Consider the following 20,464-nt stretch of genomic DNA (forward strand, 5'->3'; position numbering starts at 1 on the left):
CAACGGCATCGTTGCTTGGCAGGCACTTCCCTCCCCCAGCCCAGTTTCGGGTCGGCTGTGCCCCCGGCACAGCCTGAGCAGCGCGGGGCGCTGCTCACCCGAAACTCGCAAGCGGGAGGGGAGCAAGAAGTGAAGCGCACGCACCTCCCGCTCAACGGCTTGCGCGTGCTCGACGCCGCGGCGCGCCACCTGAGCTTCACGCGCGCCGCCGATGAGCTCGCCGTCACCCCCGCCGCGGTCGGGCAGCAGATCCGCGCACTCGAGGATACGCTCGGCGTCGTGCTGTTCCGTCGCACCACCAAGGGGCTCGAGCTGACACCGGAAGGCGAGGCCGGGCTCGCGCCGCTCCGCCACGGCTTCCTCCAGTTCGAGGAGGCCGTCCGCGCGATGCAGGCGGGGCAGACGAGCAAGTCGCTGACGATCGCCGCGCCACGCGATCTGACCGAGAAATGGCTGATGCCGCGACTCGCCGAAATCGCGCGCGGCGACGGCGAACTGCGTTTCGTGCTGATCTCCGCCGACGACACGATCGACTTCACCGAAGCCAATCTCGATCTCGCGATCCGCTGGGGCGATGGCCCGGGCGGGCATGAGGGCGAGGCGATCGCCTCGGCCGGAATGGTGACCGTCGAGCGTGCCGGCGGTGGCGTCGATACGCGGATCGCCTGGCCGGGCTGCGTCGACGACGAAGCGACTTCGCTCGTGCGGGTCGGCGACGCAGGCCTTGCGCTCGATGCCGCGGCGCAGGGGCTGGGGCGCGCGACCGTGCCCGAACTGCTCGCCGCTGCCGATCTGGCGAGCGGGCGCGTCGTCGCCTTGGGCGAGGCGAAGGCGTACCGGCTCGGCTATTGGCTCGTCGCGCCGACGCCGCAGTGGCGGCAGAAGAAGGTCAAGACGCTCGTCGCCGCGCTGACGGCATGACGCCGATCCCGGTCCTCGAAACCGCCCGGCTGCGCTTGCGCGAGCGCACCGTCGCAGACGCCGACGCGCTGTTTCCGAGCTTCGCCGATCCCGAGCTGATGACCTATTGGTCGCACGGCCCGCACGTGTCGGTCGAGCAGACCCGTGCGAAGTTCGCTGAGTCGGACAATGGGTGGCGCGGTTGGGCGATCACGCTGCACGGCGACGATCGCGCGATCGGCTTCGTCGCGGCGGGCGAGAAGCGGCCGGGCGTGGTCGAGATCGGCTACATGCTGGCGCGCGACCAGTGGGGCAGCGGGATTGCGCGTGAAGTGGTGCGAGCGGTGCTCGATCAGCTGTTCCGCGTCGAGCAACAGCGCCGCGTGTTTGCCGATACCGACCCCGACAATACCGCCTCCAACGCGCTGCTCGAATCGCTCGGCTTCCAGCGCGAGGGACGGCTGCGCGCGGAGTGGGAAACGCATATCGGGGTCCGCGACACGATCCTGTGGGGACTCCTCGCTAGCGAATGGACGAATCGATGACGCAAGACCCGGCCGCCGCGCCGCCGCCCGACCTCAACGACCCCGTACAGCGCGCCGCCTACAAGGCTGAGCTGCGGATGGTCGCGCGGCCGATCCGCTGGATGGGCGTCGCGCTCGCGGTCGCGGGTGCGCTGCTCGCGGCGTTGCGCGCACGCTATTGGCCGCAAGTGCCGATGATCCTGCCGCTGTTCCTGCTAGGCGTGGCGGCGCTGCATCTGCTCGCGGGGATCGTCGTGCGCGCGAAATACCATCAGGCGCGGATGCAGCGGTAACGCGCGTCAGGATGAGGGAAGGGCGGCATCGCTCGTCAAGTCGAGGACTTCGATCTTGGGGACCGGCCGGCGCGTTCGAATCCGCGAGCCGGTCTCGAACTCCCACGTCGCGGTATAGGTGTAGCGCTCGACTCGCGACGTGCCTGGCCCGGTTGCGTTTGGCGCATACCGCCGGCCACGGATCGCAGTCATCACGGGTTGCGCCCATTTGCCCGAATAGTGAGGGCTCTGGCGGAGCACCTCGGCCTCGTCGACGGTGCCGTCGGGCGCGATGTTGAAGCCGATATCGACCCATTGATCCGCAAAATTGGGCTCGCCTCCCTTCATCGCCTCGCCGTCGGGGAATTCGAGATAGGCCAGCATCGGACGATCGATCGTAGGGGCGTAGAGCAGCACCGGCTTGGTCGCGCCTTTCGCCAGCGTGCGATAGGTCGCGACGAGCCGATCGACCGCGCCGGGCTCTCCGGTTCTCACCGCGAGCTTTGCCTTGAGCACGGTCGCGGCGGCGCCGAATGGCGCGATCGCGGGGTCGGTCGCGGCGCGAACGGCGTCGCACGCTTTCAGCGCCGCTGCGTAATAGCCGTCGTTGCGAACACGCGAGGCGGCGACATAGGCGTTGGCGATGCTAAGCAGCGCCATGCCTTCCGCCCGGCCGAGGTGCAGCTCGTGCGCGCGGCGCGCGACGGTGCGATACAGGCCGACCGCGTCCTCGAACCGTCCGGTCTTGAAGTACGCGTCTCCCAGCTCGAGCTTGGCGCCGAGCACGCGCCAATCGTCATCCGCGAAACCGGCCTTCAGCGTGCTGACCACGTCGAGCGCGCTCCCGAAATAGGCGCCATCCTCGCCAAGATGCGCCGCGACACGCGAGTGCGCGCGATAGAGGTCGGACACGGGCTCAGGATAGGTCTTGGCGAAGCGCCGGTTGCGATCGATCGATTTGAGCATCGTCGCGCGCGCATCACGGTATTGGCCGGCGACGAACTGCGCCTCCGCCACCGCCAGCGTGGCGTCGATGTCCTTGTCGGGCGGGCAATGCTGCTCGAGACACCGCGCGAGCGCGTTTCGCAGATCCTTGAGCGGTGTTCCCGTGACGACGATGTCGCGGCCGCTGGTCGATGGTGCCGGGAGCGGCTGCTGTGCGGACGCTGCGCCAGTGGTGAGCAATGCGACCAGGGCAAACGACGTCGTTCGAAACATGGCAACACTCCTGGCTGCTATAGCTGGCGGGAAAGCTATGCTTCGAAAGGATATATGTCGATTCCAAAGTAATACGCAGTAATCGCCATCAAGATCACGGGTTTGCTGCAGCGAGATCCACCGCCCTGCTGACCAATGCCACGAAGCGTGCATCATTGACCGCCGCCGCGGGATTGTTCCAGCTTGCCGCCAGCGCATACCAGGCGCCCGCCTTGGACTGCAGCAACAGCGTCATCACGATCACTCCCGGCTCCGACCCGCCCTTGTAGCCGACATAGCCCCAGCGCGCCGCTTGCGCCGGGCCGACCCCGGGGTTGACGCCGAGGATCGCGCGAGCCTCCGCGCCGGGGCCGGTTCCGGTGTTGCGGCGGATCCAGTCCATCGTGCGAACGAGGTCGGCGGGGCTGGCGAACCATTCGATGTCGAGCATTACCGGTACGCCCCGCTGGAACATCCGCGGGTCGATCGCGCCCAGCGGCGTTGCGGCGATGTCCTTGGCGAGCAGCGCACGGCGTCCCGCTTCGTCGAGCGCCAGCCACCGCTTGCCGAGTGCTCCGCCCGGAATCCCCTTGAGCTTGAAGACGTCGAGTGTGCCGAGCAGCGGGCGATTGCGCGCAGCATGGCGCCAGCCGATCACCGGTAACATCGCCTCGACCTTCGCGCGGCCGAGCGCGGCGAGCAGAATGTCGGTCGCGCTGTTGTCGCTTACCGAGATCATTTTCTGCGCGAGTTCGCGCAGCGTGACCTTGGTGCCCGCAGGCTGCTGCGTATAAAACCCGCCGGGGAGCGGGGCGCCGTCGAGCGTGACGAGATCGTCCCACCGCCGTTCGCCCGCATTGGTTGCGCGGATCGCCTCTGACAGGATGGCGAGCTTGAACGCCGAGCCGATCGCAAAATCCGTATCGGGCCTTGCGGCAAGCAGTTGACGCGGCACACGGTCGTCGAGCCGCACGAGGGCAAACCCGGCGACTCCCGGCAAGTTGCCGATCGTCGCGACGATCTGGTCGAGCGATGCCTCGCGCGAGGTCGTGCCGGTGACGAGCAGGCCGGTGATGCGATGCGCCGCGCTCGGCTCGACCGTCATAGTCATCGCCACGCTTCCACGCGCATAGCGGACGGTGAGACTGGCTTTCTGCGGAGTCGCAGAAGTCAGCGACTCGATCGCCAGCGGCGCACCGAAGGCGTCCGACAATTGCTTGGCGATCGTGCGGATCTTCGCGTCGGGGATTTGCGCCAGGAAAGTCGGGTCGAATTCCGCCGCGGTGTCGCCGCCGCCACCGAGGATCCCGAGCAGCGCCTGCGCGCGCGGGCGGAGCGGGTCGCTCGCCACGGTCGCTGCCGCCGGCAGGGTCTGCGCAACGGCGGGCGCACCGAGGCCCAAGATCGCGACCAGCAAAACGACCTTGCGAATCATCGTGTGTCCCCCGTCACATAGCCTGGATCGCAGCGTATCGCAGTGGTGCGGGGTCGAAAAGCCTCGCTCAGGCGTCGATCGCCGCTTCGTCGAGCCGCGCGGCATTTTCCTGGATGAAGGCGAAACGGTGCGCGGGGTTGGTGCCCATCAGCCGGTCGACCAGATCCTTGACGCCCGCACGGTCCTCATATTCCTGCGGCAGCGTGATCCGCAGCATCGCGCGCGACTTGGGGTCCATCGTCGTTTCACGCAGCTGCATCGGGTTCATCTCGCCGAGACCCTTGAAGCGCCCGATCTCGACCTTCTTGCCCTTGAACTCGGTCTTTTCGAGCAGCTCGCGATGCGCGTCGTCCATCGCGTAGAGGCTCTTGGTGCCCGAGGTGAGGCGATAGAGCGGCGGCTGCGCGAGATAGACATGCCCCGCGCGGACGATCTCGGGCATTTCCTGGAAGAAGAAGGTCATCAGCAGCGTGGCGATATGCGCGCCGTCGACGTCTGCGTCGGTCATGATGACGACGCGTTCGTAGCGCAGGTTTTCAGCCACGCAGGTTTTCCGCGTCCCGCAGCCGAGTGCCTGGATCAGATCGGCGATTTCCGAATTGCCCGCGATCTTGGCCATCGTCGCCGAGGCGACGTTGAGGATCTTGCCGCGGATCGGCAGGATCGCCTGCGTCTTGCGGTCGCGCGCCTGCTTGGCCGAACCGCCTGCCGAATCGCCCTCGACGATGAAGATCTCGGTGCCCTCGGGTCCGGCCGAGGCGCAGTCGGTGAGCTTGCCGGGCAGGCGGAGCTTGCGCGCCGACGTCGCGGTCTTGCGCTTGACCTCGCGCTCGGCCTTGCGCGCGAGCCGCTCGTCCATCCGCTCGATGACATAGGTCAGCAGCGCCTTGCCGCGCTCCATATTGTTGCTGAGGAAATGGTCGAAATGGTCGCGCACCGCTTTTTCGACGAGCGGCGTCGCCTCGGGGCTCGAGAGTCGGTCCTTGGTCTGGCTCTGGAATTGCGGATCGCGGATGAAGACCGAGAGCATCAGCTCGCTGCCGGTCATGATGTCCTCGGCCGAGATTTCCTTGGCCTTCTTCTGCCCGACCAGCTCGCCGAACGCGCGGATGCCCTTGACGAGCGCGTTGCGCAGCCCCGCTTCGTGCGTGCCGCCATCGGGGGTCGGGATGGTGTTGCAATACCAGCTGTACGAGCCGTCGCTCCACAACGGCCACGCGACCGCACATTCGACGCGACCCGCCGCGCCGGGGAAATCCTGGCGCGTGACGAAGAAGTCGCTCGTCGCGCACTCGCGCGCGCCGACTTGTTCGCGCAAGTGATCGGCAAGGCCACCGGGGAACTGGAACACCGCTTCGGCCGGCGTGTCATCGCCGATCAGCTCGGGCGCGCACTTCCAGCGAATCTCGACGCCCGCGAACAGATACGCCTTCGAGCGCGCGAGCTTGTGCAGTCGCGCGGGCTTGAAGCTCATCTCGGGGCCGAAGATCTGCTCGTCGGGGATGAAGCTGACCATCGTGCCGCGCCGGTTGGGTGCGGCACCGACATGCTCGATCGGCCCGAGCGTCTCGCCGCGCGAGAAACGCTGGCGATAGAGCTCGCGGTTGCGCGCGACCTCGACGATCGTGTCCGACGACAGCGCATTGACGACGCTGACGCCGACGCCGTGCAGACCGCCCGACGTCGCATAGGCCTTGCCGTCGAACTTGCCGCCCGAGTGCAGCGTGGACAGGATCACTTCGAGCGCCGACTTGCCGGGAAATTTCGGATGCGGGTCGACCGGGATGCCGCGGCCATTGTCGACGATTACCAGCCGGTTGCCCGGATGCAGTTCGATCTCGATCCGCGTGGCGTGGCCCGCGACGGCTTCGTCCATCGCATTGTCGAGCACTTCGGCGGCGAGATGGTGATAGGCGCGCTCGTCGGTGCCGCCGATATACATGCCCGGTCGGCGGCGGACGGGCTCCAACCCCTCGAGCACCTCGATCGAGGAGGCGTCGTAATCGGTCGGCTGGTGTTTGGGGGTGGCGGCGAACAGGTCTTCGGACATGTCCTTGCTATAGGACCGCGGTGGCACCGCTGCCAACCACTGCGTGACGGCGCGGTCGCAGCGGCCGAGTGTGATATTTTCGCATCAACATGACAGAATGTTCATGTCGATGCGGCCAAGCGCCGCGCTCGCACGTCTCTCCTGCGCTGAAGCAGCAACCCAGGAGTTTCCATGCGTACCAAGTCTCTTCTTTCCGCCGCCACCATGCTCGTTGCCGGCCTCGCTTTCGCCGCCCCCGCCCTGGCGCAGGAGGCCGATCCCAAGCCGTTCGACGGCCTGTATGTCGGCGGCACCGTCGGTTTCGACGCGCAGCCCAACGATGTCGGCTCGAGCATCCTGTTCGACCGCAACCGTGACGGCAATTTCAACGAGCTGGTAACGACCGCAGCTGGCGCGAATGCCTTCGCCCCGACCGCCGCGCAGCCAGGCGCCGGTTTCTGCAACGGTCGCGCGACCAGCACCGGCGCGCTGACCGGCTGCACCAACGACAAGGACAATATCAGCTATTCGGGCCGCGTCGGCTTCGACAAGCAGTATGGCCATTTCGTGATCGGCGTCGTCGGTGAGTTCGGCAAGAGCCAGGTGCGTGACAGCGTCTCGGGCTTCAGCACGACGCCTGCCAGCTATGTCATGACGCGCAAGGTCGACTTCGACGCCAATGCCCGCCTGCGCGCCGGCTATGCGTTCGACAAGACGCTGTTCTATGCGACCGGTGGCGGCGCCTATGCCAAGACCAAGTCGAGCTTTGCCACGAGCAACACCGCCAATGCCTTCGCCGACAATGGCAGCCGGCATGACGCATGGGGCTTCGTCGCGGGCGGCGGCATCGAGCAGAAGCTCGGTCGTCACTTCTCGATCGGTCTCGAGTATCTGTACAACCAGTATAAGGACGATGAGTATCGCGTTCGTGTGACGCAGGGCACTGCGCCGGCGACCAATCCGTTCGTGCTCGCACCGAACACTGGCGGTACCGACTTCAAGCGCAGCGACGACAAGTTCCGCTGGCACAGCGTGCGCGCGACCGCGAACTTCCGCTTCTAGGAACCGCGACGCGTCACTCCGGGCGTTTCCCGGGGTGACGAACGCAAGCAAACAAAAAGGGGCGCCCGGCATCTGCCGGGCGCCCCTTTTTCGTAACGCTTCGCGTGCGTTCAGCGCGCGCGCGGGCCGCCGAACGGGAGCGGCGGGGCGGGGCGGCGATCGCGGCGCGGCAGCTGCGCCTGATACGCGTGGCCGCAATGCCCGACGCAATATGGGAAACCGGGGTTCACCTTCTCGCCGCAGAAGTGGAAGTCGGGTTCGCCCGGGTGGCCGATCGGCCATTTGCAGATCTTGTCGTTGAGATCGAGCAAGGTCGTCTTGCCCGCCATTTCGGCCGAGGGCTTGGCGGGCACGAGGCGGCGCGGCGGCGCTGGCGTAATCGGCGCTTGCTGCTCGCCGGGCGCCTGGCGCAGGAAGCCGCCGGGGCCGACCGAGCGCAGGATCGGGGGCGCGGGACGCACGACGACGGGGGCTGCGTCGGCCTCGTCGGTGTCGTCGTCGCTATCGGCCTCGACCGCGACCTCCTCTTCTTCCTCCTCGTCTTCGATCTCAGCGACCGGGGGCGCTGCGACGACCGCAGGGCGCGGGGCAGGCGGCGCTGGCTTGGGTGCGGGTGCGACCGGGGCCGCGGCCTTGGGCGGTGCTACTGGTGCGGGCGCGGGTGCCGGCGTCGGTGCGGGCGCGGCGGCGGTGGCGGCCGCTGGCTCGTTCGGCTTGACCGGCGAGGGACGCGACTGCAGGCCAAGGCGGTGCGCCTTGCCGATGACGGCATTGCGGCTGACGCCACCGAGTTCCTCGGCGATCTGGCTTGCGGTCTGGCCTGCTTCCCAGCGCTTGCGCAGCGTATCGATGCGTTCGTCGGTCCAGCTCATTCAATTTTCCCAATCGTCATGCCGGGGTTGCGGGCGGCGGCGGCAGTCTTTAGCGACACCCCCATGAGCAGCCAGCCCCCAATCGGCGAAATTCGTACCCAAATGAACGCTCCCGGCGTTCCGGTCATCCGGAATGTCAATTGGGGCGGTCTTCGAACGCTCTATATCAAGGAGGTGCGCCGTTTCTTCAAGGTGCAGCTGCAGACGATCTGGGCGCCGGCGATCACGACGCTGCTGTTCCTGATCATTTTCACCGTCGCGACGGGCGGAAAGCGCCCGGTGATGGTCGGCGGGGTCGCGGTTCCCTTCGCTGATTTCATCGCGCCCGGGCTGATCGTGATGGGGATGCTGCAGAACGCGTTCGCCAATGCGAGCTTTTCGCTGCTGGTCGGCAAGATCCAGGGGACGATCGTCGATTATCTGATGCCGCCGCTGTCGACCGCCGAATTGCTCGTCGCGATGGTCGGTGGTGCGGTGACGCGCGCGATTTGCGTGGGGCTCGCCGTGTCGGTCGCGATGGCCTTGTGGCCGGGCGTCCATATCGTGCCCGTCCATCCGCTCGCGATCCTGTGGTTCGGGCTGCTCGGCTCGGCGTTCCTGGCGCTGGTCGGGGTGCTGACCTCGATCTGGGCGGAGAAGTTCGATCATGCCGCCGCCGTCCAGAATTTCGTGATCGCGCCGCTGACGCTGCTGTCGGGCACGTTCTATTCGGTCGATACGCTCGCGCCCGCGTTCCGCGCGTTCAGCCATGTAAACCCGTTCTTCTACATCATCTCGGGCTTCCGCTACGGCTTCCTCGGCACCGCCGACTCGCCCGTGCTGGTCGGCGGCGCGGTGATCCTCGCGATCGACGTCGCGCTCGGGACGCTGTGCTACGCGCTGCTGCGCTCGGGCTGGAAGATCAAGAACTGAGGCGTTCCGTGTCGCGCGCGCTTTGCGTAGCGCGCGGGCAGAAGGAATTGGCGATGCGGATCTGGTGTGCGCTGGGAATGGGGCTGCTCGTCGCGGCGTGCGGCAAGGCTGCGCCAAACGCCGTCCCGACGGCGGGGGCGACGGCGCAAGCCCCGCAGGCACCGCAAGTCCGCATCGCACAAGTCGGCGGGACGGTGTTTGCCGCAACCGTCAGCGGACCCGGCACGGTCGCCGCGCGCGCGCTCGAGGCGATGCCGGGGACCGCGGCACCGGGGGCGAAGGCCGCCAACGCCGGCTATGCCCTGCTCGCCACGCTGCCCGCGGCGGACGCGGCGCGCATCACGCTCGGCGCAAGCGCGCAAATCCGCTTTCCGGCATTCCACGGCGATGTCGTCGTCGGGCGCGTGATCCGGATCGCGCCGCCCAAGGCGGGCGCATCAGAGGTCGAAATCACCTTGCCGCGTGATTCGCGTTTCGCCGCTGGCCAGTCGGCAACCGCGCGAATTGTCGCGACGGGCGCGGGCACGACGATGCTCGCGGTCCCGCCGAGCGCGATCCTCGGTCCGCATACAGGCGCCGCGGCGGTCTATGTCGTCGATCTGGCGAGCGCGCGCGTGCAGCGGCGCGCGGTGACGCTCGGCGAACAGACGCCCGACGGCATCGGCGTAAGCGCTGGGCTGCAAAAGGGCGAGTGGGTCGCGCTGACGCGAGTCGATCAACTCGGCGACGGCATGAAGATCGCGCCGGTCGGCCCGTCGCAATAGCGTCTTCCCGGCCGATGCCGCGCGGTGTTGCGCTTGCGGCGGCATCTTCGTAAAACGGGATTCGGGCGACCGGTTGGGTCGCCCTTTTGCTTTTTCAGGAGACGGCCCGTGTCGACCCCCGCTTTGATGCCTGTGTACCCGCGGTGCGGCGTACGCCCGGTGCGAGGCGAAGGCTGCTATCTGTACGGCGAGCAAGGCGAGCAATATCTCGATTTCGCCGCCGGCATTGCGGTCAACGCGCTTGGCCACGGCCATCCCAAATTGGTTGAGGCGATCGCCAAGCAAGCAGCCACGCTGATGCACGTCTCCAATCTCTACGGTTCGCCGCAGGGCGAGCATCTCGCGCAGCGCATCGTCGAGAATTCGTTCGCCGACACGGTGTTCTTCACCAATTCGGGCACCGAAGCGGTCGAATGCGCGATCAAGACCGCGCGGCGCTATCACTACGCCAACGGCAATCCGCAGCGCACGACGCTGATCACCTTCAACAACGCCTTTCACGGGCGCACGATGGGGGCGATCTCGGCGACCAACCAGCCCAAGATGCGCGACGGTTTCGAGCCGCTGCTGCCGGGCTTCGCCTATGCGCCGTTCAACGATCTCGAAGCAGCCCTCGCGCTGATCGACGATACGACGGCTGGCTTCATGGTCGAGACGATCCAGGGCGAGGGCGGCGTCTCGGCATCCACCACCGAGTTCCTGCAAGGGCTGCGCAAGGCGTGCGACGAGCACGGCCTGCTGCTTGTGCTCGACGAGGTCCAGTGCGGCTATGGCCGGACCGGCAAGATGTGGGCGTATGAACATTACGGCATCACCCCTGACATCCTGTCCTCGGCCAAGGGCATCGCCGGCGGTTTCCCGCTCGGCGCGTGCCTCGCGACCGAGGAAGCGGCCAAGGGGATGGTATTCGGCACGCACGGCTCGACCTATGGCGGCAACCCGCTGGCGATGGCGGCGGGCGAGGCGATCCTCGACGTGATGCTCGAGCCGGGCTTCCTCGAGCATGTGACCGCGATGGGCGAGCGGTTGCGCGCCTCGGTCGAGCAGATGATGCCGAATTACGACCAGATCTTCGACAGCCTGCGCGGCAAGGGGCTGATGTTCGGGATCAAGCTCAACGATGCCGTCGTCGCGCGCGATTTCGTGGCGCATCTGCGCGATCATCACGGGCTGCTGACGGTCGCGGCGGGCGAGAACGTCGTCCGCGTGCTGCCGCCGCTGGTGATCGAGGACGCGCATATCGCCGAGTTCGTCCAGAAGCTGAGCGACGGCGCGCGCGATTTCACGCCCGTGGCGGTGGCGGCGTGAGCTAAAACTCCCTCTCCCTTTGGGAGAGGGAAGGGGCCCGCTCGGCGCAGCCGGGTGGGAAGGGTGAGGGCAACGCACGCCAACACCCTGTCCTCACCCTTCCGCGGCTTCGCCGCTCCCTCCCTCTCCCAGAGGGAGAGGGAATTAAGGATTTAGGATGCGTAACTTCCTCTCGCTTTCCGATGCCGGCCCTGACGGCGTGGCCGCGATGCTGGCCGATGCGCTCGACCGCAAGGCGGAGCGCGCCGGCTGGCCCAAGGGCAAGCCCGACGCCGACGCACCGCTCGCCGGCCACACGCTCGCGATGGTGTTCGAAAAGAGCTCGACTCGTACGCGTGTGTCGTTCGACATGGCGATCCGCCAGCTGGGCGGCAGCTCGGTGATCCTCGACTCCGGCACCACGCAGCTTGGCCGCGGCGAGACCGTTGCCGACACCGCGCGCGTGCTGTCGGGCTATTGCGACGCGATCATGCTGCGTACCGACGATCACGCCAAGCTCGAGGAAATGGCGCAGTATGCGACGATCCCGGTCATCAACGGCCTGACCGACGATTCGCATCCGTGCCAGATCATGGCCGACCTGCTGACGATCCTCGAAGCGGGCAAACCGCTCCCGGGGCTCAAGGTCGCTTGGCTCGGCGATGGCAACAACGTCCTCGCCTCGATCGTCGAGGCCGCCGGGCTGATGCAGTTCGACGTCGTCGCGGCGTGCCCGCAAGGGTTCCAGCCCGACGATGCCGTGATCGGCCGCGGCGCGGGGCGCGCGCGCGTCGTCTCGGACCCCGCGGAGGCGGTGGCGGGCGCCGATGTCGTCATCACCGATACCTGGATCTCGATGGGGCAGACGCATGCCGACACCAAGCTCAAGGCGATGCTGCCGTATCAAGTCGACGCCGCGCTGATGGCGCAGGCCAATCCCGGTGCGGTGTTCCTCCACTGCCTCCCCGCGCATCGCGGCGAGGAGGTGACGCCCGAGGTGATCGACGGCCCGCAATCCTTGATCTGGCCCGAGGCGGAGAACCGGCTCCATGCGCAGAAATCGGTACTGCGCTGGTGCTTCGGGCAGATCGGTTGAACCCGCGCTGAGCGTCCACCATATCCGTCATCCCGGCGAAAGCCGGGATCTCCTGGCTGTAGGGCGCTCCCGAGCCCCATGAGACCCCAGCGTTCGCTGGGGTGACGAAAGTTTGCGATGACCGATCCGATCACCACTGACACCGACCGCGCGCTCGGCTTCACCATCCCGCAGCGCCACGCGCGCGGTCGCATCGTGCGGCTGGGGCCGGTGCTCGACACCATCCTCGCGGCGCACGCCTATCCGCCCGCGATCGAGGCGTTGCTCGCCGAGGCATTGACGCTCGCCGCGTTGATCGGCTCGACGCTCAAGGATGCCGGCGGTCAGCTGACGATGCAGGCGCAGACGCAGAACGGCATCGTCACGCTGCTCGTGTGCGATTACCGCGGCGGCGAACTGCGCGGCTATGTCCAATACGATGCCGACCGCCTCGCGGCAGGGCCGGAAGAGCCGAGCCTGTTCGCGCTGTTCGGTGCAGGCTATCTTGCAATCACCTTCGACCAGGCGACGACGGGCGAGCGCTATCAGGGCATCGTCCCGCTCGACGGCAGCTCGCTGAGCGAAGCGGCCGAGCATTATTTCCTCCAGTCCGAGCAGATTCCGACGCTGGTGCGCGTCGGCATCGGCCGCGCGACCGATGGCAAGCGCGTCGCGGGCGGGTTGCTGCTCCAGCATCTCCCCGAGGGCGAGGATGGCCGCGAGCGGCTCCACACCCGGCTCGACCATCCCGAGTGGGAGCATGTCGCGATCCTGGGTGGGACGATGGCGGCCGACGAACTTGCCGACCCGGCGCTGCCGCTCGAGACGCTCGTCTGGCGCCTGTTCAACGAGGAAGAGGAAGTCCGCCTCCACGGCGAGACCGCGTTCGCGCGCGGCTGCCGCTGCTCGCCCGATTACATCGCGCAAGTGCTCGGCAAATTCCCGCCATCCGAGCAGCAGGCGATGGCCGATGAGAACGGCGTGATCTTCGTCGATTGCGCGTTTTGCGCGACCAAATTCCCCGTTCCCGTCGCGAGCGAGATCGTTACGTAAACGCATTGTAACACGCCGGGTGTATCCCCAGATACGCGTCTGGAAGCGAGCCGGCGTGCGGAGGCGCGCCGCCGGACAGGGATCGATACAATGCAAGTGCGAAACGTGGTGCGCGCAATGATTGCGGGCTTGGCAGCGACGGGCGGCTTGGCCGCCGCAGCGCCAGCGGGCGCGCCGACACTGGCCGCGCTGGCGCGGATCGAATCGGGTGAATGGCAGTTCAAGGCGCTCGATAGCGATGCGCCGCCGCGGTCGATCTGCATCGCCGATGCACGCCCGCTGATCCAGTTCGGGCATGGCAATGCGCAGTGCCAGCACAAAGTCCTGGTCGACGATGCCAATGTCGCGCGGGTGACCTATGTCTGCCCCGGGACCGGCCATGGGCAGACCAGCGTCAAGGTTGCGACGCAGCGGAACTTCAATCTCGAGACGCAGGGCATTCTGAGCGGTGCGCCGTTCGACGAGCAATATGAGGCGCGTCGCGTCGGCGACTGCGCGGCAGGTGTCGCGCGCCTTAAGTGATCGCAGTAAAGGTCTTTTCAATCTTTCGGCACTAGGACGGGTTCGTGCAATTCTTGTGAGCGCACGCTTTTCTCCCAATCGCCCAGAGATGGGCATCCCCTGGGCCGCCTAAGGGCGGCCCGTTTTTCTGACGGGGCTATACTTGCGTAATGCGAGGGCGGGGGGTACCCGCGGGATATTATGACAAACGAAAACCTTTCGGCAGCGCCTGCAGGCGCCGCACCGCTTGCGGTCGTCTTGGTCTCAGGCGGTCTTGATTCGATGGTCGCGGCGGCCTTTGCGCGCGAGGCGGGTTATCGGCTGCTCGCGCTGTCGGTCGATTATAACCAGCGGCATCGGCTCGAGCTCGCTTCGGCAAGGCGGATCGCGCATGTGCTCGGCGCCGAGCGACACGTCATGTTGCCGCTCGATCTTGCGGCGTTCGGCGGATCGGCGCTGACCGCCGATATCGACGTGCCCAAGGACGGCGTCCAGCCGGGGATCCCGGTGACCTATGTGCCGGCGCGCAACACGATCTTCCTCAGCCTTGCGCTCGGCTGGGCCGAAGCGGCGGGCGCGCGCGATCTGTTCATCGGCGTCAATGCGCTCGATTATTCGGGCTATCCCGATTGCCGTCCCGAATTCATCGCCGCGTTCGAGGGGCTTGCCGAACTTGCCACCAAGGCAGGCGTCGAGGGCAGCCCGTTCCGCATCCATGCGCCGTTACAGGACATGACCAAGGCCGACATCGTCCGCGAAGCGGCGCGGTTGAAGATTGATCCGGCGCTCAGCTGGTCGTGCTACGACCCCGCGCCCGGTGGGTTGCATTGCGGCGTGTGCGACAGCTGCCGGTTGCGCAAGAAGGGCTTCGCGGAAGCGGGGTTTCCCGATCCCACCGCATACGCGGTCTGAGCCGATGTCGTACGCGGTCAAGGAAATGTTCCTCACGCTGCAGGGCGAAGGCGTGCAGGCCGGGCGGCGCGCGGTGTTCGTCCGCTTTGCCGGGTGCAATCTGTGGTCGGGGCGCGAGCAGGACCGCGCGAGCGCGATTTGCCGCTTCTGCGACACCGATTTCGTCGGAACCGACGGCGCGGGCGGCGCGAAATTCGCCGATGCGGTCGAGCTGGTCGCGGCGGTCGCGGACTTCTGGGGCGCTGACCCGGCGCATCGCTTCGTCGTGCTCACCGGCGGCGAGCCGATGCTGCAAGTCGACGATGCCTTGGTCGACACGCTCCATGCCGCGGGTTTCGAGATCGCGATCGAGAGCAACGGGACGCTCGCGGTACATCCCGGGATCGACTGGGTGTGCATCAGCCCCAAGGCCGGGAGCGAAGTTGTCCAGCGCAGCGGCGACGAATTGAAGCTCGTCTGGCCGCAGCCGGGCAGCGATGTCGCCGAGCTCGAAAGCTGGGACTTCGCGCATCATCTGATCCAGCCGCTCGACAGCATCGCTGCCGAGGCCAATCACGCCGCCGCGATCGACCTCGTCATGGCGCGCCCGCAGTGGCGGCTGACGTTACAGGCGCACAAGGCGCTGGGCCTGCGCTGAGGCAGGCCCTGACGCGCCGCGTCAGCGGAACGTCGTCGTGAATTCCCCGCACTTGCGCTGGAGCCAGGTGCCGCGCTTGTCCCAGCACGCGTCGTCGAGCCGCGGCAGTGACAGCCGCGTGTCGACGCGGACGCGGCGCGCGAAGCGCTCCTCGCCGAACGGGATCAGCGCATTGCGCAGCGAACTCATGTCGCGCACCGCGACCTTGTACAGCTCGCCGCGCGGTGCGTAAGCCGCATCGGTCGCGACGGCTGCCGCGGTCTGGCAGAAGCCGAGCTGCGCGTTGACCGTGGTGAACGCCGAATAGGTCTTCGTGCCATAGCGGTCCATCGCCGCTTGGCCGGGCTTGAGGCCCTTGTTTACGCGCGTGAAATATTTGGTCAGGATGTCGAGCGACTTCTTGAACTCGTCCTTATGGTTGATCAGCGAGATGTTGTAATTCTCGACCGTCAACAGGCTCGGTTCGAACTGGCACTGCAGCGCCGCGACGTTGAGCGCCGAGCGCATGTTCCACACGAGGTTCGCCCGAACTTCCTCGTCGGTTGCGCCCGGCAGCGTCGGCAGGCCGGGCTCGTCACCACGGATCGGCGGGCCACTGAAATCATGCGGTTTGAAAAAGAACTGTGCCGACGCAGGGGTGACGGCGAGGGCGGCGCCCGCGATTGCGGTGATCGCAGCCAGTTTACGCAACACGGTCATTGAAAGCCTCTCGTTAACGATGCTGCGATTACGGCTTTTTGACGCGCAACCCAACTCTTTTCGTTTCATCGCATGCCGATGCCCGGGCGTTCCGCGCTCGAATCGAAAGGGCCGCCCGGCTGCCCGGACGGCCCTCGCGATAATCGTTCCCTGACGGGAAGATTACATTGCGTTGGTGGTGGTCGTGGTGTTCGAGGTCATCATGGTGTCGTTTGCCATCATGCCTTCGTTGCCAGCGGCGTCGGTCGACGTCATCGTGTCGTTGGTCGTCGCGCCCATCGTGTCGGTCGAGTTCATGTCGGTGACCATCGTGTTGTCGGTCGTCGTCGTCTCGGTCTTCGGGGTGCATGCCGAAATCGCGATCGCCGCAACAGCGATCATCGAACCAGCAGCGACCTTGGAAATGAATGCACGCATTGGAAAGCTCCCTAGATAAATGGTTGGTTGGCCTCGAGACCTTTAATACCCAAACCGTGGTGGACATTAGTCCGGAAACGCCTGACCCTCAAGCCCAGTTTTGTTGCCTGATAGAATGAGTTTGCAGGAACGCTGCAAGGCGCAACGCCAAGGCTGCGTCAAAAGTTGCATAATCGGTCGGCCGGCCGAGCATCTCGGCGCTCGTCACCGCGAAGTCGGGGAGGCCGCAAGGCACGATCCCGCCGAAGTGCGCGAGGTTGGGCGAGAGGTTGACCGAAAAGCCGTGGAGCGTCACCCAGCGCCGAACGCGCACGCCAATCGCCCCGATCTTGGCCTCGACCGGGTCGCCGCCGAGCGGGCCAGCGATGTGCGTCCAGATGCCGACGCGGCCCGGCGCACGAAAGGCGGTGATGCCGAGATCGCCGAGCGTGTCGATCACCCAGCCTTCGAGACCGTGGACGAACTGGCGCACGTCACGCCCGCGCTTGTTGAGATCGAGCACGACATAGCCGATCCGCTGCCCGGGGCCGTGATAGGTGTAGCGCCCGCCGCGCCCGGTCTGCACCACCGGGAATTGCGGGTCGCGCAGTTCGCTCGGGTCGGCGCTCGTCCCGCCGGTGTAGACCGCAGGATGTTCGAGCAGCCAGATCAGCTCGCGCGCTCGGCCTTCGACCACCGCCGCGGCACGCGCCTCCATCTCGGCGAGCGCCTCGGCATAGGGGATCGGCGCGGGGGAAATGCGCCATTCGATGTCGTCGCGAAGATCGGTCACCTGCGCGATGTGGCCCGGCTGCAGGCCGGACGCAAGTGATTGGCAAGCGCGGCGGCGTCGGTCTAAGAGCGGGCGCGCGGTCGGGGCCGCGCGGCGAAGCGGGGAGGAACGACGTGAGCGTGACGATGAGCACCGTGTGGGATCGCACCACGGACTGCCTGAGCGAGCGCCGCGCCGCGATGCTGCCGATCGTGCTGCTCGGGCTGTTCGTGCCGCTGGCGCTGATCGGTACGCTGATGCCGCTGATGGGATCGAGCGGGCATGGCGGCGACCTGCTGCTCGGGATCATCGTCTTGCTGCTGTCGCTGCTGACGAGTTGGGCGGGGCTCGCGCTCACCGCGCTCGCACTCGATCCGGCGATCTCGCGCGTTGCCGCGGTGCAGGCCGCCAATCGCCGTTTTCTGCCCGTGCTCGGGATCGGGCTGGTGACGCTCGCGGTGGTCGTGGTGCTGGCGATGCCGATCGGGATCGTGCTTGGCCTGAGCGGGATGAACATGGCCGCGCTTTCTGCCGGCACGCTGCAGCCGGGCGACGTCAATGGCGGCGCGATGGCGTTCGTCTCGCTCTACAGTCTCGTACTGGCCGTCGTGCTGTTCTGGGCCTATGCGCGCTGCGTGGTGCTGGTGACCCCGATCGTGCTCGAGGAGCGGCGCGGATTGGGCGTCTATCGCCGGAGTTTTGAATTGACGCGGCATATCGCGTGGAAGGTGATCGGCGTGGTGATGCTGTACGGCGTGGTTTCATGGGTCGCCTCGGCGGCGGCCAAGAGCGTATTCGGGACGGTGTTCGCGCTCGTCCTCGGCGGCGAGGGGACCGTCACGCTCGCCAGCATCCTGACGCAGATCGTCGTCGCGGGCGTCTCGACGCTGTTCTCGCTGCTCGCGGTGGTGTTCCTCGCCAAGCTGTATCTCGCCGCCCGCGAGGCGATCGTCGCGCGCTCATGAAGCTCGATGCTGCCGCCGTTCTGCGCGACGCCTGGGCGATGGCGAAGCGCGATCGCGACCTGTTGATCGCGGTCGGGGGCGTCTTCCTGCTGGTGCCGAGGGTGGCGCAAGTGATGTTCGTCGACCCGACCCCGCCGTTGCCCGCGTCGAGCTCGGATCCGGTCGCGCTGCAGGCGTGGCTCGATGCGGTCGCTGTGTGGTCGAGGCATAACGACCTGCTCGTGCTCGCGTTGACGCTGGCGTCGCTGTTCGGAACGCTGACGCTGCTGCTGCTCTATACCGATCGCGACCGCCCCGATGTCGCCGGCGCGTTGCGCAAGGCTTTGCCGCTGCTGCCGCGCTACATCCTGCTGGCGCTGGTGGTGACCTTCCCCGTCAACATCGCCTCGCTGCTGCTGATTCCGGGCCTGTATCTGAAAGGGCGGTTGATGCCGATCGGCCCGGCCTTCGTCGCCGAGCGGCCGCTCGGCGTGATCGCGGCGTGGCGGCGCAGCTTTGCACTCACGCGCGGGCATGGCCTCACGCTGATGGCGTTTGCGTGCGTGCCGTTGATTGCGCGCGACGTGCTGGCGCTGCCGTTCGAATTGCTCGGCTCGGCGATGAACGGCGCGCCGATGGCCAACCCGGTCGTCGCTGCAGTGCTCGACGTGTGCAATGGCGGCGCGCGCAGCGTCGCGACGGTCGCCGCGATCCTGCTCGAGGTCGCGCTCTACCGGCGGCTCAGAAGCGGAATCTGAGGCGCCGTCTCGGGCGGGAGATGCCCGGTGATGCGCGGATCGGCGAAGGTCTCGATCGTCCGCTGGATCGCGGTGAAGCCTTGCGCGCGGTAGAAATTGAGCGCGCTCGGATGGTCGAGCGTGCAGGTGTGGAGCCAAACGCGCGCGATTCCCTTGGTCCAGGCGCGCGCGAGCGTTTCCGCCATCAGCCAGCGGCCAAAGCCCTGACCCGCAAGTTCGGGGATGAGCGCGAAGTACGAGATTTCGCATGTTGCGGGCTGGCGGAAGTCGAGCTCGACCATCCCCACTTCGATCCCCGCGGGATCGACCACGGCATAGATCGCAACGGCCGGATCATGGATGATCGCGCGCAGGGCGGCTTCGTCGATCACGAGGCGCGAGAACCACAGCCACGGCGCACCGACGCGGCGGAACAGAACGCGGTAGCGATCGGGCGTCGGCGCCTCCCAGCGCGCGAGCCGCAGTCGCGAGGCGGGGAGGGGGCGCAGCGGCGGCTTTTGCCGCATCTCGAGCGTGGTGACGATCGCCGCGACCTCTGCGTCGCGAACCGGGGTCAGCCCCATTGGCTCACGACCAGGTCGCGAGCGGCGGCAAGCTCATCAGGATCGCATCGATATTGCCGCCGGTCTTGAGCCCGAACAGCGTGCCGCGATCATAGACCAGGTTGAATTCGGCATAGCGCCCGCGCCATTCGAGCATCTGTGCGGTGTCGGCGGGCGTGAAGGGCAAGTTCATCCGCCGCCGCACGATCTTCGGGTAAACGTCGAGAAACGCGCGGCAGAGATCCTGGATGAAAGCGAAATTGGCGGCGAAATCGCCCTCGAGATGGTCGCAGAAGATCCCGCCGACGCCGCGGTGCACCTTGCGGTGCGGGATGTAGAAATAGTCTTCGGCCCATTTCGAATAGCGCTCGTAATAGTCCGCGCCGTGCGGGTCGCACGCGGCCTTCATCGCGGCGTGGAATTCGGCGGTGTCCTCGGGATAGGGCAAGGGCGGGTTGAGATCGGCGCCGCCGCCAAACCAGCGCTTAGTGGTCACGAGGAAGCGGCAGTTCATATGGACCGCGGGCACATGCGGGTTGGCCATGTGCGCGACCAGGCTGATGCCGGTCGCAAAGAAGCTCGGGTCTTCGGCCGCGCCGTGGATCGACTTGGCGAATTCGCCCTCGAACGCGCCACCGACGGTCGACACGTTGACGCCGACCTTTTCGAACACGCGTCCCTTCATCACGCCGCGCACCCCGCCGCCGCCGTCACCACCGCTCGGGTCGGTGCGGTCCCACGCGGTGTAGTCGAAATCGGCGTCCGAGCCGGCCTCGCGTTCGATCGCGACGAATTCGGCGCAGATCTGGTCGCGCAATTGCTCGAACCAAAGGCGGGCGGTGGTTTGTTCGGGGTCGAGTTGCATGGCGCTGTTGTGACGAGGGATCGCGCCCAAGTCGAGATGGCTTTCCACATCCTCCC

At 66.8% G+C, this 20,464-nt stretch carries 23 protein-coding genes; 14 read left to right on the top strand and 9 right to left on the bottom strand.

Annotated elements, in window-relative coordinates:
- The first annotated feature begins 129 nt into the window (after positions 1 to 129).
- From ACP7C5_RS02850 to ACP7C5_RS02860, 3 genes are read left to right on the top strand one after another with little or no spacing between them, the layout of a single operon-like run.
- Positions 130 to 921 carry a LysR family transcriptional regulator gene (locus tag ACP7C5_RS02850; protein WP_426263116.1) on the top strand — a complete coding sequence of 264 codons (792 nt, stop codon included), beginning with the start codon at positions 130 to 132 and terminating at the stop codon, positions 919 to 921.
- Complete coding sequence (locus ACP7C5_RS02855; RefSeq protein ID WP_426263117.1) at positions 918 to 1,445, top strand: GNAT family N-acetyltransferase; 528 nt, start codon at positions 918 to 920, stop codon at positions 1,443 to 1,445. The genes ACP7C5_RS02850 and ACP7C5_RS02855 overlap by 4 nt, the downstream gene beginning before the upstream one ends.
- The gene (locus ACP7C5_RS02860) at positions 1,442 to 1,717 is read left to right on the top strand and encodes a hypothetical protein (RefSeq protein ID WP_322160266.1); all 276 of its coding nucleotides are present in this window, start codon (positions 1,442 to 1,444) and stop codon (positions 1,715 to 1,717) included. Before ACP7C5_RS02855 ends, ACP7C5_RS02860 begins: the two co-directional genes overlap by 4 nt.
- A 6-nt stretch (positions 1,718 to 1,723) precedes the next feature.
- Here the strand turns inward: ACP7C5_RS02860 and ACP7C5_RS02865 are convergent, their stop codons facing one another.
- The 3 genes from ACP7C5_RS02865 to parE form a co-directional block, all read right to left on the bottom strand.
- Complete coding sequence (locus tag ACP7C5_RS02865; protein WP_426263118.1) at positions 1,724 to 2,914, bottom strand: hypothetical protein; 1,191 nt, start codon at positions 2,912 to 2,914, stop codon at positions 1,724 to 1,726.
- 94 nt (positions 2,915 to 3,008) lie between these two features.
- Positions 3,009 to 4,328 carry a serine hydrolase gene (locus ACP7C5_RS02870; RefSeq protein ID WP_426263119.1) on the bottom strand — a complete coding sequence of 440 codons (1,320 nt, stop codon included), beginning with the start codon at positions 4,326 to 4,328 and terminating at the stop codon, positions 3,009 to 3,011.
- A 67-nt stretch (positions 4,329 to 4,395) separates the two neighbouring features.
- Positions 4,396 to 6,378, bottom strand: a complete 1,983-nt coding sequence (gene parE / locus ACP7C5_RS02875) for a DNA topoisomerase IV subunit B (protein ID WP_426263120.1) — start codon at positions 6,376 to 6,378, stop codon at positions 4,396 to 4,398.
- Positions 6,379 to 6,549: 171 nt separating this feature from the next.
- Here parE and ACP7C5_RS02880 point away from each other — a divergent pair, with 171 nt between their 5' ends.
- Positions 6,550 to 7,419: an outer membrane protein gene (locus tag ACP7C5_RS02880; RefSeq protein ID WP_322160259.1), complete on the top strand. Its 870-nt coding sequence runs from the start codon at positions 6,550 to 6,552 to the stop codon at positions 7,417 to 7,419.
- A gap of 110 nt (positions 7,420 to 7,529) precedes the next feature.
- On the opposite strand, the gene ACP7C5_RS02885 is transcribed toward ACP7C5_RS02880, so the two are convergent.
- Positions 7,530 to 8,291: a GcrA family cell cycle regulator gene (locus ACP7C5_RS02885; RefSeq protein WP_426263121.1), complete on the bottom strand. Its 762-nt coding sequence runs from the start codon at positions 8,289 to 8,291 to the stop codon at positions 7,530 to 7,532.
- A gap of 63 nt (positions 8,292 to 8,354) precedes the next feature.
- Between ACP7C5_RS02885 and ACP7C5_RS02890 the strand changes: the two genes are divergently transcribed.
- The 8 genes from ACP7C5_RS02890 (at position 8,355) to queE (ending at position 15,432) form a co-directional block, all read left to right on the top strand.
- Positions 8,355 to 9,203, top strand: coding sequence for an ABC transporter permease (locus tag ACP7C5_RS02890; RefSeq protein WP_133189749.1), 849 nt, complete (start codon positions 8,355 to 8,357; stop codon positions 9,201 to 9,203).
- A 53-nt stretch (positions 9,204 to 9,256) separates the two neighbouring features.
- A complete protein-coding gene (locus ACP7C5_RS02895) occupies positions 9,257 to 9,967 on the top strand; it encodes an efflux RND transporter periplasmic adaptor subunit (RefSeq protein ID WP_426263122.1) in 711 nt (236 codons plus the stop codon).
- 108 nt (positions 9,968 to 10,075) lie between these two features.
- A complete protein-coding gene (locus ACP7C5_RS02900; protein WP_426263123.1) occupies positions 10,076 to 11,275 on the top strand; it encodes an aspartate aminotransferase family protein in 1,200 nt (399 codons plus the stop codon).
- Between the two features lie 157 nt (positions 11,276 to 11,432).
- Positions 11,433 to 12,350 (top strand): ornithine carbamoyltransferase, encoded by a 918-nt coding sequence (argF, locus tag ACP7C5_RS02905; protein WP_426263124.1) that lies wholly within the window; start codon positions 11,433 to 11,435, stop codon positions 12,348 to 12,350.
- A gap of 117 nt (positions 12,351 to 12,467) precedes the next feature.
- Positions 12,468 to 13,382 (top strand): Hsp33 family molecular chaperone HslO, encoded by a 915-nt coding sequence (locus tag ACP7C5_RS02910; protein WP_426263125.1) that lies wholly within the window; start codon positions 12,468 to 12,470, stop codon positions 13,380 to 13,382.
- A 90-nt stretch (positions 13,383 to 13,472) separates the two neighbouring features.
- Positions 13,473 to 13,904 carry a DUF3617 domain-containing protein gene (locus tag ACP7C5_RS02915; RefSeq protein ID WP_426263126.1) on the top strand — a complete coding sequence of 144 codons (432 nt, stop codon included), beginning with the start codon at positions 13,473 to 13,475 and terminating at the stop codon, positions 13,902 to 13,904.
- Between the two features lie 180 nt (positions 13,905 to 14,084).
- A complete protein-coding gene (gene queC / locus ACP7C5_RS02920) occupies positions 14,085 to 14,795 on the top strand; it encodes a 7-cyano-7-deazaguanine synthase QueC (RefSeq protein WP_426263127.1) in 711 nt (236 codons plus the stop codon).
- A gap of 4 nt (positions 14,796 to 14,799) precedes the next feature.
- Positions 14,800 to 15,432 (top strand): 7-carboxy-7-deazaguanine synthase, encoded by a 633-nt coding sequence (gene queE, locus ACP7C5_RS02925; protein WP_426263128.1) that lies wholly within the window; start codon positions 14,800 to 14,802, stop codon positions 15,430 to 15,432.
- 21 nt (positions 15,433 to 15,453) lie between these two features.
- Here the strand turns inward: queE and ACP7C5_RS02930 are convergent, their stop codons facing one another.
- The 3 genes from ACP7C5_RS02930 to lipB all read right to left on the bottom strand — a co-directional run bounded on the left by ACP7C5_RS02930 (position 15,454) and on the right by lipB (position 17,320).
- Positions 15,454 to 16,131: a hypothetical protein gene (locus ACP7C5_RS02930; RefSeq protein WP_426263129.1), complete on the bottom strand. Its 678-nt coding sequence runs from the start codon at positions 16,129 to 16,131 to the stop codon at positions 15,454 to 15,456.
- A 162-nt stretch (positions 16,132 to 16,293) separates the two neighbouring features.
- Positions 16,294 to 16,548 carry a hypothetical protein gene (locus tag ACP7C5_RS02935; RefSeq protein WP_426263130.1) on the bottom strand — a complete coding sequence of 85 codons (255 nt, stop codon included), beginning with the start codon at positions 16,546 to 16,548 and terminating at the stop codon, positions 16,294 to 16,296.
- An 88-nt stretch (positions 16,549 to 16,636) separates the two neighbouring features.
- Positions 16,637 to 17,320, bottom strand: coding sequence for a lipoyl(octanoyl) transferase LipB (gene lipB / locus ACP7C5_RS02940; RefSeq protein WP_189675371.1), 684 nt, complete (start codon positions 17,318 to 17,320; stop codon positions 16,637 to 16,639).
- A gap of 125 nt (positions 17,321 to 17,445) precedes the next feature.
- Between lipB and ACP7C5_RS02945 the strand changes: the two genes are divergently transcribed.
- Together ACP7C5_RS02945 and ACP7C5_RS02950 are read left to right on the top strand one after the other, a co-directional pair.
- Positions 17,446 to 18,264 (top strand): hypothetical protein, encoded by an 819-nt coding sequence (locus tag ACP7C5_RS02945; RefSeq protein ID WP_426263379.1) that lies wholly within the window; start codon positions 17,446 to 17,448, stop codon positions 18,262 to 18,264.
- Positions 18,261 to 19,001 carry a hypothetical protein gene (locus tag ACP7C5_RS02950; RefSeq protein ID WP_426263131.1) on the top strand — a complete coding sequence of 247 codons (741 nt, stop codon included), beginning with the start codon at positions 18,261 to 18,263 and terminating at the stop codon, positions 18,999 to 19,001. The genes ACP7C5_RS02945 and ACP7C5_RS02950 overlap by 4 nt, the downstream gene beginning before the upstream one ends.
- On the opposite strand, the gene ACP7C5_RS02955 is transcribed toward ACP7C5_RS02950, so the two are convergent.
- Both ACP7C5_RS02955 and hemF read right to left on the bottom strand, forming a co-directional pair.
- Positions 18,974 to 19,564 carry a GNAT family N-acetyltransferase gene (locus ACP7C5_RS02955; protein ID WP_426263132.1) on the bottom strand — a complete coding sequence of 197 codons (591 nt, stop codon included), beginning with the start codon at positions 19,562 to 19,564 and terminating at the stop codon, positions 18,974 to 18,976. The genes ACP7C5_RS02950 and ACP7C5_RS02955 overlap by 28 nt on opposite strands.
- Before the next feature lie 4 nt (positions 19,565 to 19,568).
- Positions 19,569 to 20,408 carry an oxygen-dependent coproporphyrinogen oxidase gene (hemF, locus tag ACP7C5_RS02960; RefSeq protein ID WP_426263133.1) on the bottom strand — a complete coding sequence of 280 codons (840 nt, stop codon included), beginning with the start codon at positions 20,406 to 20,408 and terminating at the stop codon, positions 19,569 to 19,571.
- Between the last annotated feature and the right edge of the window lie 56 nt (positions 20,409 to 20,464).

The organism is Sphingomonas sp. PWP1-2 (genome assembly GCF_049898305.1).
In the GTDB taxonomy this organism is placed as follows: domain Bacteria; phylum Pseudomonadota; class Alphaproteobacteria; order Sphingomonadales; family Sphingomonadaceae; genus Sphingomonas; species Sphingomonas glacialis.

What these genes read in the sequence shown, in the direction of transcription:
- queE (WP_426263128.1), top strand. Translation starts at nt 14,800, where the DNA reads ATGTCGTACGCGGTCAAGGAAATGTTCCTCACGCTGCAGGGCGAAGGC.
- parE (WP_426263120.1), bottom strand. Translation starts at nt 6,378, where the DNA reads ATGTCCGAAGACCTGTTCGCCGCCACCCCCAAACACCAGCCGACCGAT.
- ACP7C5_RS02860 (WP_322160266.1), top strand. Translation starts at nt 1,442, where the DNA reads ATGACGCAAGACCCGGCCGCCGCGCCGCCGCCCGACCTCAACGACCCC.
- queC (WP_426263127.1), top strand. Translation starts at nt 14,085, where the DNA reads ATGACAAACGAAAACCTTTCGGCAGCGCCTGCAGGCGCCGCACCGCTT.
- ACP7C5_RS02880 (WP_322160259.1), top strand. Translation starts at nt 6,550, where the DNA reads ATGCGTACCAAGTCTCTTCTTTCCGCCGCCACCATGCTCGTTGCCGGC.
- ACP7C5_RS02935 (WP_426263130.1), bottom strand. Translation starts at nt 16,548, where the DNA reads ATGCGTGCATTCATTTCCAAGGTCGCTGCTGGTTCGATGATCGCTGTT.
- ACP7C5_RS02890 (WP_133189749.1), top strand. Translation starts at nt 8,355, where the DNA reads ATGAGCAGCCAGCCCCCAATCGGCGAAATTCGTACCCAAATGAACGCT.
- ACP7C5_RS02930 (WP_426263129.1), bottom strand. Translation starts at nt 16,131, where the DNA reads ATGACCGTGTTGCGTAAACTGGCTGCGATCACCGCAATCGCGGGCGCC.
- argF (WP_426263124.1), top strand. Translation starts at nt 11,433, where the DNA reads ATGCGTAACTTCCTCTCGCTTTCCGATGCCGGCCCTGACGGCGTGGCC.
- ACP7C5_RS02870 (WP_426263119.1), bottom strand. Translation starts at nt 4,328, where the DNA reads ATGATTCGCAAGGTCGTTTTGCTGGTCGCGATCTTGGGCCTCGGTGCG.
- hemF (WP_426263133.1), bottom strand. Translation starts at nt 20,408, where the DNA reads ATGCAACTCGACCCCGAACAAACCACCGCCCGCCTTTGGTTCGAGCAA.
- ACP7C5_RS02865 (WP_426263118.1), bottom strand. Translation starts at nt 2,914, where the DNA reads ATGTTTCGAACGACGTCGTTTGCCCTGGTCGCATTGCTCACCACTGGC.
- ACP7C5_RS02915 (WP_426263126.1), top strand. Translation starts at nt 13,473, where the DNA reads ATGCAAGTGCGAAACGTGGTGCGCGCAATGATTGCGGGCTTGGCAGCG.
- ACP7C5_RS02955 (WP_426263132.1), bottom strand. Translation starts at nt 19,564, where the DNA reads ATGGGGCTGACCCCGGTTCGCGACGCAGAGGTCGCGGCGATCGTCACC.
- ACP7C5_RS02885 (WP_426263121.1), bottom strand. Translation starts at nt 8,291, where the DNA reads ATGAGCTGGACCGACGAACGCATCGATACGCTGCGCAAGCGCTGGGAA.
- ACP7C5_RS02910 (WP_426263125.1), top strand. Translation starts at nt 12,468, where the DNA reads ATGACCGATCCGATCACCACTGACACCGACCGCGCGCTCGGCTTCACC.
- ACP7C5_RS02950 (WP_426263131.1), top strand. Translation starts at nt 18,261, where the DNA reads ATGAAGCTCGATGCTGCCGCCGTTCTGCGCGACGCCTGGGCGATGGCG.
- ACP7C5_RS02945 (WP_426263379.1), top strand. Translation starts at nt 17,446, where the DNA reads ATGAGCACCGTGTGGGATCGCACCACGGACTGCCTGAGCGAGCGCCGC.
- ACP7C5_RS02855 (WP_426263117.1), top strand. Translation starts at nt 918, where the DNA reads ATGACGCCGATCCCGGTCCTCGAAACCGCCCGGCTGCGCTTGCGCGAG.
- ACP7C5_RS02895 (WP_426263122.1), top strand. Translation starts at nt 9,257, where the DNA reads ATGCGGATCTGGTGTGCGCTGGGAATGGGGCTGCTCGTCGCGGCGTGC.